Origin of the sequence: Halobacillus litoralis (assembly GCF_004101865.1) — a bacterium.
In the GTDB taxonomy this organism is placed as follows: Bacteria; Bacillota; Bacilli; order Bacillales; family Halobacillaceae; genus Halobacillus; species Halobacillus litoralis_A.
On record NZ_CP026119.1, the window covers coordinates 92,958 to 105,994 of the forward strand.

Annotated in this window: 16 protein-coding genes; all 16 read left to right on the forward strand. The window is 36.1% G+C overall.

What is annotated here, in order from left to right; all coding sequences use genetic code 11:
• The first annotated feature begins 8 nt into the window (after nucleotides 1-8).
• Nucleotides 9-1,202: a P-loop NTPase family protein gene (locus tag HLI_RS21120; protein ID WP_128527049.1), complete on the forward strand. Its 1,194-nt coding sequence runs from the start codon at nucleotides 9-11 to the stop codon at nucleotides 1,200-1,202.
• On the forward strand, nucleotides 1,196-2,731 hold the full coding sequence (locus tag HLI_RS21125) for an ATPase, T2SS/T4P/T4SS family (RefSeq protein WP_128527050.1): 1,536 nt from the start codon (nucleotides 1,196-1,198) through the stop codon (nucleotides 2,729-2,731). Before HLI_RS21120 ends, HLI_RS21125 begins: the two co-directional genes overlap by 7 nt.
• Complete coding sequence (locus HLI_RS21130) at nucleotides 2,724-3,713, forward strand: hypothetical protein (protein WP_128527051.1); 990 nt, start codon at nucleotides 2,724-2,726, stop codon at nucleotides 3,711-3,713. Before HLI_RS21125 ends, HLI_RS21130 begins: the two co-directional genes overlap by 8 nt.
• A gap of 11 nt (nucleotides 3,714-3,724) precedes the next feature.
• A complete protein-coding gene (locus HLI_RS21135) occupies nucleotides 3,725-4,633 on the forward strand; it encodes a hypothetical protein (RefSeq protein ID WP_128527052.1) in 909 nt (302 codons plus the stop codon).
• A 33-nt stretch (nucleotides 4,634-4,666) separates the two neighbouring features.
• Nucleotides 4,667-4,801: a hypothetical protein gene (locus HLI_RS22185; protein ID WP_277750316.1), complete on the forward strand. Its 135-nt coding sequence runs from the start codon at nucleotides 4,667-4,669 to the stop codon at nucleotides 4,799-4,801.
• A gap of 184 nt (nucleotides 4,802-4,985) precedes the next feature.
• Nucleotides 4,986-5,135: a hypothetical protein gene (locus HLI_RS21875; RefSeq protein WP_164908653.1), complete on the forward strand. Its 150-nt coding sequence runs from the start codon at nucleotides 4,986-4,988 to the stop codon at nucleotides 5,133-5,135.
• 69 nt (nucleotides 5,136-5,204) lie between these two features.
• Entirely contained in the window at nucleotides 5,205-5,360 is a 156-nt protein-coding gene (locus HLI_RS21880; RefSeq protein ID WP_164908654.1) for a hypothetical protein, read from the forward strand.
• Between the two features lie 63 nt (nucleotides 5,361-5,423).
• Nucleotides 5,424-5,795 carry a hypothetical protein gene (locus tag HLI_RS21140; RefSeq protein ID WP_128527053.1) on the forward strand — a complete coding sequence of 124 codons (372 nt, stop codon included), beginning with the start codon at nucleotides 5,424-5,426 and terminating at the stop codon, nucleotides 5,793-5,795.
• Nucleotides 5,796-5,816: 21 nt separating this feature from the next.
• The gene (locus tag HLI_RS21145) at nucleotides 5,817-6,311 is read left to right on the forward strand and encodes a peptidase M23 (protein WP_128527054.1); all 495 of its coding nucleotides are present in this window, start codon (nucleotides 5,817-5,819) and stop codon (nucleotides 6,309-6,311) included.
• Nucleotides 6,312-6,565: 254 nt separating this feature from the next.
• Entirely contained in the window at nucleotides 6,566-8,134 is a 1,569-nt protein-coding gene (locus HLI_RS21150; RefSeq protein WP_164908655.1) for an S-layer homology domain-containing protein, read from the forward strand.
• Between the two features lie 112 nt (nucleotides 8,135-8,246).
• Nucleotides 8,247-10,250, forward strand: a complete 2,004-nt coding sequence (locus tag HLI_RS21155; RefSeq protein ID WP_128527056.1) for a PKD domain-containing protein — start codon at nucleotides 8,247-8,249, stop codon at nucleotides 10,248-10,250.
• Between the two features lie 97 nt (nucleotides 10,251-10,347).
• On the forward strand, nucleotides 10,348-10,605 hold the full coding sequence (locus HLI_RS21160) for a hypothetical protein (RefSeq protein WP_128527057.1): 258 nt from the start codon (nucleotides 10,348-10,350) through the stop codon (nucleotides 10,603-10,605).
• A gap of 85 nt (nucleotides 10,606-10,690) precedes the next feature.
• Nucleotides 10,691-10,912 carry a helix-turn-helix domain-containing protein gene (locus HLI_RS21165; RefSeq protein WP_128527058.1) on the forward strand — a complete coding sequence of 74 codons (222 nt, stop codon included), beginning with the start codon at nucleotides 10,691-10,693 and terminating at the stop codon, nucleotides 10,910-10,912.
• Nucleotides 10,913-11,156: 244 nt separating this feature from the next.
• On the forward strand, nucleotides 11,157-11,528 hold the full coding sequence (locus HLI_RS21170) for a hypothetical protein (RefSeq protein WP_128527059.1): 372 nt from the start codon (nucleotides 11,157-11,159) through the stop codon (nucleotides 11,526-11,528).
• A gap of 336 nt (nucleotides 11,529-11,864) precedes the next feature.
• Complete coding sequence (locus HLI_RS21175; protein WP_128527060.1) at nucleotides 11,865-12,404, forward strand: hypothetical protein; 540 nt, start codon at nucleotides 11,865-11,867, stop codon at nucleotides 12,402-12,404.
• A 409-nt stretch (nucleotides 12,405-12,813) separates the two neighbouring features.
• Nucleotides 12,814-12,978 (forward strand): hypothetical protein, encoded by a 165-nt coding sequence (locus tag HLI_RS21885; protein WP_164908656.1) that lies wholly within the window; start codon nucleotides 12,814-12,816, stop codon nucleotides 12,976-12,978.
• The last annotated feature ends 59 nt before the right edge of the window (nucleotides 12,979-13,037 follow it).

Below are 13,037 nucleotides of genomic sequence, written 5' to 3' on the forward strand. Positions count from 1 at the left end.
AAACTTAAATGAACATCGGTGTCATTAGTAAAAACAGTCAGTATAAAGAGCTTCTAGAAAAGAATGAGCTTGTAGAACTTGCTCCTTTACGTTCAGAACTAAAACAAGAGTACAACTTCAGTATCGACATAGATGCACTTCTTATAGATGGAGAGACGTTTTCTTATGAGCAACTTGCTTCCGTTCGCAATGTGTTTCCAGAAATCCCCGTGTTTTATAAAATTTCAGGAATGAAAACGCATGAATCTATTCGAACGGTCCAAAGGTTATGTGCAGCTCACTTAATAAAACCAATTACCGAAGGATTAACTTACGAACAATGTACAAATCAGATTTTACAGTTCATGGCCAAAGAAAAAGGATTGGAAAGTAACAAGGTCGTAACGTTTTTTGGTACACATAGCGGTGCTGGTGTTAGTACCACTGTTTTAAATATAGCGGAAGCAGTCTCCCAAAAAGCACAAGAGAAAGTACTGGTGCTAAGTTTAAATGCTTGGGACCCTTCCGACTACTTTCTAAATTACAAAGGGAAATATCTCAATGACTTAAAAGTTGATTTAAAGAACAAGAACCTCACTTCTTCGAACCTTAGAGAGGCACTGTTCCAACATCATAACTTTTATCACCTTGCAGGGAATAGAGATATTAAACTTCAACGATACTTCACTAATGAAGAAATTGAACATTTGATTGAAGTGGCCAAGGAATCCTTCGACTTAATCCTTATAGATGGAGGCACTCACTTTGATACTGCGTTAGCTACTCAAGCATATGTCTCGAGTAACCTTAGATTTATTGTTACGAACCAAGAAGATAAGGGTTATCGAGGTTATTTTCCACACGTTTTCCAACAACTAATTGAACCGTCAGGTGGAAAAAAATCAGATTTTATGCTTATCATTAACCGCTTTCAACCAAGCATGTCTTTGATAAATGAAAAAGATCTTGAAGAAGAGCTTGAAATTGACCGGTTAGCCACAATTCCAGATATGGATGTTTTAGGAGCTGTTTCAATTCGTCAAAAGAAACTACTTTATACGACCTCAGAACGAATGTACACCAAAGAAATAGATACAATCGCCAACGTAATATTCTCTGAAGCTAACCTAACACTAGCTCCTAATCTTGAACAAACCAACGAGAAAAAAGGTGTATTAAGAGGGATATTCCGTAAGAAGAAGGAGGTTGAGAAGACATGGTAAGAACTTTTGACAAAATATTTCCTAAAGAAGCAGAAGGCATCGATATGAGGGTAACAGAAGATGCCCAGCCTTATGATCCGTCCAAGTGGTTAACAAAACAGATTGAGAAGAAAGGATTGGACTCAAATACAGTCACCACCTTTCAAAGGAAAAAATCATTTAATGCCATTTGTGAACTTGTAAGGAAACACCTTGATACATCTAATGAATCAGGAATCCAATCGGAAGAGCAAAAAAGGAAAGATGCGGAGAGGTTGGAACTTCAACATAAAGCAGTTATTGGTGACCAGGCAGCTATGAATTATTTCGTAGCACAGATTAATGAAGTGTTACGAAAAATTAATGTCACCTCCGGGGATTTTCCTGGATTTTATGATTCTCTAGGGGAAGCCATATTCCACGAAGTATGGGGGGTAAGCGTTCTTCATAAGTGGGAGATTTATCCTCAATCAGAAGCAGCTGTTATCCGTGGAAGAGAGCTATGGATTGATATTGACGGGGATTTTGTAAAGCAGGAGGAAGAATTCGGAGACGATGATGTTGTACAGAGAGTTAAGAGAACTTTTACTTTACGGACTAAAGATGCAGTCATTAACGAGCAGAGTCCAGAGCTTGAAATAGAAAGAGAAGATGGTAGTCGTATAACAATGATTCAACAACCAAGATCCCGCCAGGACTACATAATGTTTCGCCGCTTCATTGTAAAAGATATAAGTCTCGTTGAACAATCACGAAAGAAGACAATCAAAGAAGAAGATGTACCCCTTTTCCGAGCATTATCAAGAACGATGCCAAATACCATATTCGCGGGAAGGGTCCGGTCAGCTAAATCGACCTTTATGAAATCCATGCTTAGAGAACGCGATTCTTCCTATGTCATTGCTGGGATAGAAAAACACTTTGAGTTGGGATTAACTTCTCAGCTGCCTGATCGTTTATGTTTTGAAGTACAGGCGAAAGAAGGAGACTTACATGAAGCTATGCCGCGGCTATTAAGGATGGAACACGACTTTATTGTTGTGGGTGAGATTCGCTCTTTAGAAACGGAAGGCTATATGCAAGCATGTGAACGTGGTGAACGTGGCGCTTATGCTACATATCACCTTACAAAGGTGGACCATGTAGTCAAACAGATCACCAGACACGTTTTGGATGAGTTTTCTAACCGTAATTTTGAAAACGAATTGGAGCGTGTGGCTAGGAATTTAGATGTTGTTGTCACAATGGGGACAGACCGCGACAGAAGAACAAAACGTGTGCTAGGTGTCACAGAAGTGATTTGGGATGAAGAAAAGAAAGAGGCTCGTACTGTGGACTTAGTAAGATACAGCGAAATTACAAGGGAATATTACTATTCATCTAACATTTCTAAAGACTTGTTGTACTTGATGGCTCAAGAAAACCTCGAAGAAGCTAAGATATTAATTCAGTTGCTTAAGAAAAGAGAGAAGGAATCTCCTATGAGTGACCTTGATCGTATCAAGGATACGCTCTTGGACGATTTACTAGGAGGTGAATCCGTTGTTTGATTTAAAACTTGATCTTTTCTTCCATTGGTTTTGGGGTGATGGGATATTTTATCTTCTATATATTACCCTTACTCTTACCATCATTAGCACATTAAACGTACTTATGGCAGCTCCTATGAAAGAACGTTATGGCCAATGGCAACATATGTATCGCCTTCGAAAAATTAGGGTGAACGCTGCAAAAGAAAAAGAAACATATGCTAATCCCTTATTAAATCATTTGTTCCTACTTAACAAAGCAGTAAGAAAAGGTGAGGGCGATGTATTGTCATTCTTGATCATAACAGGCTTACTATTCGTTGCTACTTTTTCTTTTACCATCTATCAATTTACCGATTTCGTTTTATCTTTAGTGATATCAATTCTAGCTAGCTTGGTTCCATACCTCTTCCTTGTTATGAGGCTCCAGAAGTTAAGGCATTTAATGGAGGAGGATTTTCTGAATATTGTTCAAAGCTTAACTCATAATTACAATGCGAACCAATACGACATGTACTACTCCCTTGTAGCAACTCAAAAAAATATTCGAGATAAAAAACTAAGGTCAGTAATGCTGAATCTCATTTCGGATTTACATGCAGCTAAAAATGAGGAAGAGCTACGCAGGGCTATAGATGTATTTATATACACAGCTGGAACAAGTTGGGCGAAAAGATTAGGAAACATCATTATAAAGTCTTACTTAAATAATGAAAATGTTTTGCAAACTTTACTAAAACTCACAAGACAAATCGAAAAGACTGAGGAGATGTTAGAGCAAGAAAAGTCCCATACTGCTGATGTGGTCCTTACTGGCTATTCAACAGTACCAATATTTATTGCATCGCTTATTTTGGGATATTACATGAGTGGCGCACAAGATTGGGTGAGTTTACAGTTTCACAATCAATGGAGTTTATTGTTTTTTACTTTGAGTTTAATAGGAGTTGTGTTTTCTGTAATCACTGCTGTATTGATTAAGCGTCCTAAAAACGATTTATAAGGAGGGAAGGTATGGATGAAGTCTTAGTCTTTAAAATTCTTCCGTATTTCTCATACGGGTTGTTCATCATCCTTGCTTTATCTTCTGGGGTACTCATCTATTCTGGTCTTTCAAGCAGAACGGAGAGACTTCAAACTCGATTAAGAATAAGGCAATCTGTGAAAGAAAACAATGAAAAATTGTCACTGATGGCTGAGAAATCTAAAGCTGAAGGATGGCTGAAAGAAGCCGAATATCCCTTTAAAGTGAACGCCTTTAAATACAATATCTTTTTATATGGGTTAATCCTGGTTCTAATCTTTAACTATATAGTGGTACCTATTGCCATTGGTGAAACCATTAGTCCTTGGACTTACATTATTCTTTTAACGCTTTACGTATTTTTACTACCGAATAATCCATATTCAATATTCGTGTATATAGTTAAAAGAGTTATTGATTATCGCGTGTCTAAAAAGAATGCCGAAGTTTTTATGCTTTATGATCTCCTTATTAATGAGCTTGAAATGATGACCACAACACGGATCAACTCTTATAACCTTCTACGAGGGATGAAACCTTATTTTGAAGTGATTAGTGGATCATTTACTAAGCTTTTAACCACTTGGAGTAGTGATGAAGGGCCGGAAAAAGCATTGGATAAATTCGCCATAGATATAGGAACAAAAGAAGCGGAATCACTAGCTAATGTTATCAAGACACTAGATGATGTGGAACGTCACACCGCCATTGAATCATTAAAGGGGATGAATGATATGTTCGTCCAGTCTCAAATTGAAAATTACAGAAGAAGACGTAAAGTTACGACGGACCTTGCCTCGCTACCAATTCAGGCCACTCATAGGATTATCATCTTGAATATAATTATTGTTATCGTCGTTATGGTCAGCGTTCTCATGGATGCCAATAGTTCCATGTAATTATATTCAAACTTTTATAAAGGAGGTGGTTTATTGAATACGACCATAAGTACATTCATGAAGATTGCTTTGGTTGCGATTACCATTTCTTCACTTGTATTTGGAGTTTTGCTAAACAAGGTTAACGAAACGAACACAGATGTACACACCTATATTGAAAGTCATTAAGTCTGGGGGGAACTCATGAGGAGCACGCTAACCCAATTCATGAGTATTGCTGCAACTGTAATTATACTTTTCACAATAGTTATAAGTGTTTCTTATGCGGCTTTGGTTGATAAAGACCAAGAACATAGAGACCATTTAAAAAGTGAATATAACTTACAAATAAAGTAGAGGTGAAAAATAAGCAATGAATACGACCTTAAGTACATTTATGAAGATTGCATTGACGGTCATAACGATTGGTGCTCTTCTCTTCGGTACTGCTTACACCTTAATTGAAAATGAATCCGGAGATTATGGAGATATAATGGATAGTCACCGCTCCGATTCCTTATAAAATTACTTATTCTGTTTATTTTTAGGGACAACCCTATAATAATAAAAAAATATCTGGAGGTTTTTTAATATGAACACAACTTTAAGCACTTTTTTCAAAATCGGAATTACAGCACTTACTATCGGGATTTTATTGTTTGGGACCGCTTATTCTATGACTGACAGTGAAGCAGAAAGTTATGAAGGTAATACGACTAGCGTAAAGGACCAACTGCCAACACCTTAAGTTTTAACTACATTTAAGAGGGGGGACTCCCCCCCCTCTTAAAATTATGGAGGGGAGATACAGATGGCTCTTACATTGGCTAAATGGATGAATTTAATCATAGCAGTAAATATCATGTTCGCTCCAATTCTTGCTTATGTCGATAGCAAGCATAGAGCAGCTGTAGAAGTTGTGCTTCAGGAAGCTTCTAAGCAAGCATCTATAGAGGGGAGATATTCGGATGCACTTATCAGCGATATGAAGAAACAACTAGTTGATAACTATAACTTCGATGAATCTAAGTTGAACATAACAGCTACACAAACTCTAACAACTCGAGGTAATTACATAAGTGCAAGTATTGAAGCTCCTCGTGGCATTATCTTTGTTTTTAATATTTTCAACCAGGGCGCTAGAACCTTTGAAAAAGACACAAGGGTAATGAGTGAATATTAGTATTTTTTCTGAGGTGAAAGTATGTCTGAAGTAATTAAAATAATGGTACTAATTGTGCTTTTCTCAGGTTTAACAACGCTGCAATACAATATGGATGCTGATGAAACTACGACACGCCAGTTAAAAAACTCTCTAGAGCTAGCTGTTCATGATGCTGCGCTTGCTCTTGATGAGTCACAATTATCAAATGGAGAAATTGTGTTTGATCAAGATCAGGCTATAGAACAATTTAAAAGTAGCTTGGAAAATAACTTGCAACTGCAATCAGGTGAAGGATACCTGTACACTCCTACAGAGAATTCTTTTTATAAGCATGATTTCTACCTGGAACATCTTGAGTTTCTAGACGATAGTAATTCTACGTTTCCATTAGTTTATGAAAATAGCGATTATGATATCTTAGACAAAATTAATGGTCCAAGTATCGTTGCAGTAGTTTCTACAACCTCTCCTCGATATTTTGCTGGTAATGGAATAACCGCTAGAAAAGCTGTTGTTTATGAATACACTCAATAACCGCATTAGCTTTAAACCTTCCATGTTTCCCTAAAAAATGGTGAAAAGTAAATAAGTTAGTGATATACTAATCTTGAATTAACTTTCTATTATTTTTTTGCAACCTTTTTGGTTAGCGGGACTATTAAACATTAGCGTTCTTTGGAACATGGATTTTAAGATACAGCATGTATCTTTTAGTCTGTTTTCTAAAGGGCGCTTTTTTATTGTCCGAAATAAGAATAGTGGAAAATAAAATAATTAGGAGGAATTTGATGAAAAAACTTTTGGGCGTATTCGTGGTAATTACAAGCTTATTAGTATTATCCAGTACAGTGAGTGCAGAAGAAGCATTCAAAGACATTAACGGGCATTGGGCAGAAGAAGAAATCTTACAGATGGCCAATGAAGGAATTGTTAAAGGGGTGCCTGGAGGAAACTTTGAACCCAATCAAGAGATATCAAGAGCAGAGTTCATTGCAATACTGACACGAGTCTTTGATTTTGAGGAATCTAAAAGTGATTTTTCAGATGTAAACGAAGGTGATTGGTTTTATAAATCCGTAAGTAAAGGATTTAATGAAGGAATAGTTAGTGGTTTTCCTAATGGAACATTTGGACCTAAACAGAATGTTACTAGACAGGACATAGCGGTTTTTATAGACCGAGCAATTAAAAAGAACGGTGATTTTAGTAAACTTGCTAAGTTAGAATTCAACGACGAGAATGATATTTTTCATTATGCGAAAGATAGCATCCGTACAATGGTTGCTTATAATCTAATGCAAGGTAAAGGTAACAATAAGGTTGCGCCATTAGATAATGCTAACCGAGCTGAATCAACGGTAATGATTTATAGAATGAAAGAACTATTAAGTAGAGAAAGCAATCCAGAGCCTTCTGAACCAGAAGAGCCAAGTGATCCAGAACCGAGTGACCCAGAGCCTTCTGAACCAGAAGAGCCAAGTGATCCAGAACCGAGTGACCCGGAGCCTTCTGAACCAGAAGAGCCAAGTGATCCAGAACCGAGTGACCCGGAGCCTTCCGAACCAGAAGAACCAAGTGATAAGCATTATACTGAAATGACTTTAGAAGAATTAAAAGAAGTCTATGGTCCATATACACTTGTAGAAAGAATTGATGGATATGCTCCAGGTGTTGGAATAACTACTAGAGACTTAATGGACCGTTATTACGATAAGTTAAATAATCCTGTTTATGATGTACCAGATCCGGAGACTTATATGAAAGAAAAAGAGAAATCTCTTCAATCTTTAAATGGTCATTACTCCACATGGTATCCAAAGTATGAAGTCATTAGCTATAATGGAATGCCATTTGTAGAATCACCTCTTTATGACGGGGACTACATTTTGCCATTTAAGTCCAATCAAGCAGACCGTTTATCTATACTTCCAAGAAGTCCTGCAAAAGGTGAAATATTAATTGATTTGCACACATATAGCGAAGGATTTGCAATATATCAACATGATAATGTAGGTGTGGGGTATTTAGGTGAGACCATGTATCAAAAGAATGGAGTATGGATGGTAGATAGTCATAGCTTATTTAATAGATTCGGAGATGTATCTACTGGTGCAGAATCACAAACTATTGAGTATAAAAATAGAACTGTAGAAGTTACCAATGGAAAAACCTTAATAAAAGTAAATGGTTCACAGAAAAACTTGCAAACTTCAGTAGAAAAGAAAAATGATACTTTGTTCGTTCCGCTTAGGGAAGTGGCCAATGAATTAGGTTTATATACAAGAGAATATAAACTAGAGTTGGGTAGGTTAGAGGTAGCCACATATGAATTGAAAGCTGATTTTGTAAGAAATTAAAAAATAAAGAAAAGGAGTTAATTCTCCTTTTCTTATATAGTTGTTTGCGAAGTGAATTCGAACAACTATATAAGAAATTAATTCTTTCTTAAATAAACGCTAAGGGGGACATATGAAAAAGATATTCTTTAGTTTAACGGTAATTCTAGTTGTCTCCATATCATTTCCCGGAAATAAGGCAAATGCTTCTATTCCAGTAAACTCTAATGGGATGTATTTAGAAGATGTTTATTGGGTTGAAGATTTTTATCCACACCATCTTTATTATGACGCAAATATACCTTTTCATTTAAATTCTAAATATGGCAAGTACCTAGGTAAGATGTTATCTGTACAAGATACGGAAACACATCTATATGGAAGAACATTTGCACATAGTTCGACTTATTACCGCTGGGGGAAAGCTATGGGTGGGAACCCTTCTTATGTAAGAGACTATGTAAGAGAGTCAAAACTTGAGAGAGAATCTGATGGGAGGGTTTTTACTAGGGCTCATTCCAGACAACTTGCAGAATCTTCAGGAGCAGAATTAGAAGTATTATTTCGTAGTGCCGGCTCTACTGGAGTCGACCGTATTGTTGTAAAACCTACCCCTTATCCTACAGGAGATCTTAATGGCCCTTCGGTAGTTAATTTAAATGAAGATTTTACGGTTTCATTTGATGCTAGAGAGTATTATCCCTACAGTGGAAACCGTATTAAGTGGGAACTATGGTTCGATGACCGTTTCCGAGTTGATAGCGGGACCTCTTATACTAGTAGAATAACTAGTAAAAAAATACCCTTATCATTAAATGGCCATGGTCATAGAAAAATGGAATTACGCATTTCTGATAAAGTTGAAAGAGAAACATCAATTACAAAAAACATTTATGTAAACCGCCCTCCTGAAGCTGATTTTAATGCGAGTCCTAACCCTACAAACACAAAGAAATCTGTTTCATTTTCAAATAGGTCAAGCGATCCTGATGGAGACCGTTTGTCTTATAAATATGATTATAGAAAAAAAGGGAATAGTTCTTGGCAGCGCTTCAGTACAGCAACAAACCCTTCGCAGCGTTTTAGGAGTCTAGGAACCTATGAAGTTAGACTAACCGCAACCGATACTTACGGTGCATCAGATACTGAAATAAAAGAAATTGATGTAGAAAATCAGCCTCCTAATGCTAACTTTACCATGAGCCCGAACCCTACGGATAGGAATACAACAGTTGATTTTAATGATTATTCAAGTGATCCGGAAAACGATAGCTTAACTTACCAGTATCATTATAGGAAAAAGGGTGCTTTAAGCTGGAGGAGCCTAAGCACACGTGCAGAACCCAGCCACAGATTTACTAGCTTAGGAACCTATGAAGTCAGATTGAGAGTTACAGATATTCATGGTGACTATGACACTAAGACAAAGGAAATAGATGTAGAAAACATAAGCCCTGAAGTTAAAGTTAATTATAACCCTTCTCCTGTGTATGAGGGCGATGATGTAGATATATGCATTACCCCTACTGACGAGGATAAAGACCGTCTGAAAATCACTCTATATATACAAAAAAAGGGAGGATCTACACAGAAAGTTCTTGAAGTGTCTAACCTTGATTCGGGCACTGAAAAATGTCATACAGTGGAAGACATAGAAGACGGCGAGTATGAAACCACTACTACAGTTACTGACGGCAATGATTCAAAAACTGTAACTTTAACATTTACAGCAAAGGAATTGTCCATCACTGGTCATGTAAACCATACAGACAAATGGGAAGAAAAGCATATGGTGCTTGGTAACCCGTTAGACCATTTCTATTCTGGAGAAAGGTTCTTATTACTAGCTGATTTGATTGATTATCCCGTAGATTACCTAAATGTATTCTTCGAAGGATATCAATTGAATAGCAACCTATATACAGAAACGGTACCGTTAAGTGCAGATTCTCCTGTCTCCTGGGTTGGCGACTTATACAATTCTGAATTCCAAGATGGCAATACCAAACTTAGAGGTGGGGTAATTACTTTTGATTTCGAAGTTAAATATCAAAATGGAACAATAAAAAGAGATACTGTTAATGTTGAAATAATTGGTGATGTATACGATGTATTTCAAATAAAGCAGAAATATTAAAAAGAAAAAGCCGCTAAATTCACTGGCTTTTTCTTTTTTGTTATATATGTTAAATTACCCTACAAATGAAATATTTGTAAGAGGAAGGGATGCCCACATGGAAAAAATCAATTGTTTCAAAATAGGTGAGCAGTTGTTTAGAGGAGTGAAAAATTTCTCTCACAGGAATGATCATACCATTATTATTGAACCTTCCTCTTATCCCACAAGAAGCTTTATTGAAAACATTTCAAAGTTTAATAGGTTTGAAGAGGTGAAAGTTCATATTGAGGGAAATGAGGAATGGAGGACTCTAAGTGGACCGTTCCATTTTGAGGAGTATCTGGGTCTTTTGATTTTTAAAAAAGTAATTTGAACTCTTCAAACTTATCGGATGTAATTATTATCCATCACACTTATAAACTGTAGAAATAAATGAGTGACCATTGTAATATCATGATATGACTAAACAATCAAATGTTAAAATATTATTTGGTGCAAACGTTAAATATCATCGAAATCGTCTAAAAATATCTCAAGAAATACTAGCAGAGAAAACCAACTTACATAGGAATTATATAGGTGAAGTTGAAAGAGGACTTAGAAACCTCTCCTTAGAGAATATATATAAAATTTCTAAGGCTTTAGGGGTAAAAATGTCCGATTTGTTAGATTTCGAATAAAACCTGGCGGGGAACAGATAAAGGACCAAGAGCAGCTTCTTGTTTAACTTTAAAAAGTTAGATAATATGAAGCTTGTTTGTGTAGCGCCTGATTTAGAATCATTTTTTGATAAATTTATTTTGACTTTAGAATTCTACAATGTTCGCAAGATTTTTATATTAGAATTAAATTATCAAAACGAGTCTGAAATTAGGTTAAATTATTCACGGATGTGGGTAATTAAAGACAGTGGGGTGTTTTTTAATGTTAAACAGAGAGACTACATTAGAGCAATTTAATGATTTGAGCAAAGAGAACTTATCGATTAACAACTACTTTTTGAAAAAAGCTTATTTTATTGTGGATGAAGAATCTTATATTGAGTTAGTATCTGTATCCAAAGAATACCTTGAGTATTTAGGGGATGAAAAGATTACTCAATTTGAAGTTCTGGCTTCAGAAACAAGAGAAGTAAGCTTATCTTCAGCTACAAGAGATTTTCACAAAAAATTACTTAAACACGAAAACATCAATTTGGTTTATAAGTTAAACGAAGATCAGGCTGAAAAACTAGTTGAACAATACCAAGAACAACTACACGAAATCACAGAAGAATCCATGGCTACACTAAATTAATTGTGATTGTGAGGGCAATTTGCTATAATTTCATCATAGTATCTTACAATTGATTTTTATGGCAATCTTTTAAGATTAGCGGGTAAATAAAAAGACATTCAAAGTGCCTTTGGGCATGTTTTAAGACTTACACGTAACGTGTGCGTCAATTAGAACATGCTCAAAGGCATTTTTTTGTGCTTTGAGAGGGGAGGATTCTTTTTTTCAGTAAGTTAATGGAAGAGGAATAAAACAATCGGAAGGGTGTTTATGAAATGAATTTGTTTTGCATGATGAGCATTAATACAATGTTCGTTACGGGTGGCGTGAGAAAAAATTATGACAGGGGGTTTTTGCATGTTCAAAGTAACTTGCTTTTCCTCTGTTAGTCCAGAAGATCTATGGGAAAGATTAAAAGGTTTGCGATTTAGTTATACCACAGAAGGTTTTGTATGGCAGCAAGAACAAAGCGTGTTCAAAATAGTCCCGTTTAAGAATCCACCTAGAGGAGATGCCTATGGATATCGCGTCTACTTCAAGGGGCCTCAAGGGAGCATTCATGGCCCAATTTACTTGTTTGATATGGCTCTTGGGTGGAGTGATATAAAAATTAAAGGGATAGAGTACTTCATCTATGATTCGAAAATGAATCATCAAAGCTGGCTAGAACTTCTTTTGGAAACTCGTAAATTTAAAACAATCAATGCTAAAGGTATCTTTAGTAAAGGAAGGGTAGGCATTATCCCTGTTGATGATGGTGTTAATCTTCAAATTCGACCTATCAAGGGGAAGAATCTTAAATTAATTGATTGTTTGCATGAACTTGAAAGAGTAAGAGATGAAGTGAAACCGCAGAAATACGATTTGTTCTCTTTTTCAGAGGAGGAAGCAATATGAGTTTCGACTTCTTCACTAAGAATAGCGTATATACTGTCGAGGACACTTGTGTGTACAAAAATGGAGAACTACTAGCACAAGGGAAAGTAAACCCTTTACAAGTGCTCTTAGGGCTTCCTGGTGCCATTTCGGTTTATGATCCATATTCGGGGTCATCAAATAATATTTGGACCGGGGAAATTCGTTCCATTCTTCCTCAGAATGAACGAATAAATAAATTATCTTTACCTACTAGAAATCGTTATGTAGTAAGGGTAAGAGTGGATTGTAGGAACAGGGAATTTGTCGTTAATGCTATTGATGAATCACATAGTGTTAAGCATTTAAAAAGTTTTTTTAAACATATGGAACTAATATCTGTACACCAAGTTAATTCTAGCTATGTTCCTGCCACAAAGGAGGAATCTGTATGTTGTTAGATAAGAAAGCTAGTCAAATTTATCGTAAGCTCCAATGTGCAAAAGATGAATATGAGAGGTTTATGATTATCGACCAATTAAATCCAGACTTAGCAAAGAGAACATTCATACGATACGTGATGAATGAGAATAACGCGAACAAGAACAAACAATAACTAAATATCCCCTTCCTAGTAGAGAGTAATCTATTTAATTGCTCCCCTTACTAGGCGGG

Coding starts and splice junctions, on each gene's coding strand:
- HLI_RS21150 (WP_164908655.1), top strand. CDS start 6,566: ATGAAAAAACTTTTGGGCGTATTCGTGGTAATTACAAGCTTATTAGTA.
- HLI_RS21125 (WP_128527050.1), top strand. CDS start 1,196: ATGGTAAGAACTTTTGACAAAATATTTCCTAAAGAAGCAGAAGGCATC.
- HLI_RS21160 (WP_128527057.1), top strand. CDS start 10,348: ATGGAAAAAATCAATTGTTTCAAAATAGGTGAGCAGTTGTTTAGAGGA.
- HLI_RS21155 (WP_128527056.1), top strand. CDS start 8,247: ATGAAAAAGATATTCTTTAGTTTAACGGTAATTCTAGTTGTCTCCATA.
- HLI_RS21145 (WP_128527054.1), top strand. CDS start 5,817: ATGTCTGAAGTAATTAAAATAATGGTACTAATTGTGCTTTTCTCAGGT.
- HLI_RS21880 (WP_164908654.1), top strand. CDS start 5,205: ATGAACACAACTTTAAGCACTTTTTTCAAAATCGGAATTACAGCACTT.
- HLI_RS21120 (WP_128527049.1), top strand. CDS start 9: ATGAACATCGGTGTCATTAGTAAAAACAGTCAGTATAAAGAGCTTCTA.
- HLI_RS21135 (WP_128527052.1), top strand. CDS start 3,725: ATGGATGAAGTCTTAGTCTTTAAAATTCTTCCGTATTTCTCATACGGG.
- HLI_RS21170 (WP_128527059.1), top strand. CDS start 11,157: ATGTTAAACAGAGAGACTACATTAGAGCAATTTAATGATTTGAGCAAA.
- HLI_RS21140 (WP_128527053.1), top strand. CDS start 5,424: ATGGCTCTTACATTGGCTAAATGGATGAATTTAATCATAGCAGTAAAT.
- HLI_RS21885 (WP_164908656.1), top strand. CDS start 12,814: ATGTTGTTAGATAAGAAAGCTAGTCAAATTTATCGTAAGCTCCAATGT.
- HLI_RS21875 (WP_164908653.1), top strand. CDS start 4,986: ATGAATACGACCTTAAGTACATTTATGAAGATTGCATTGACGGTCATA.
- HLI_RS21175 (WP_128527060.1), top strand. CDS start 11,865: ATGTTCAAAGTAACTTGCTTTTCCTCTGTTAGTCCAGAAGATCTATGG.
- HLI_RS21165 (WP_128527058.1), top strand. CDS start 10,691: ATGACTAAACAATCAAATGTTAAAATATTATTTGGTGCAAACGTTAAA.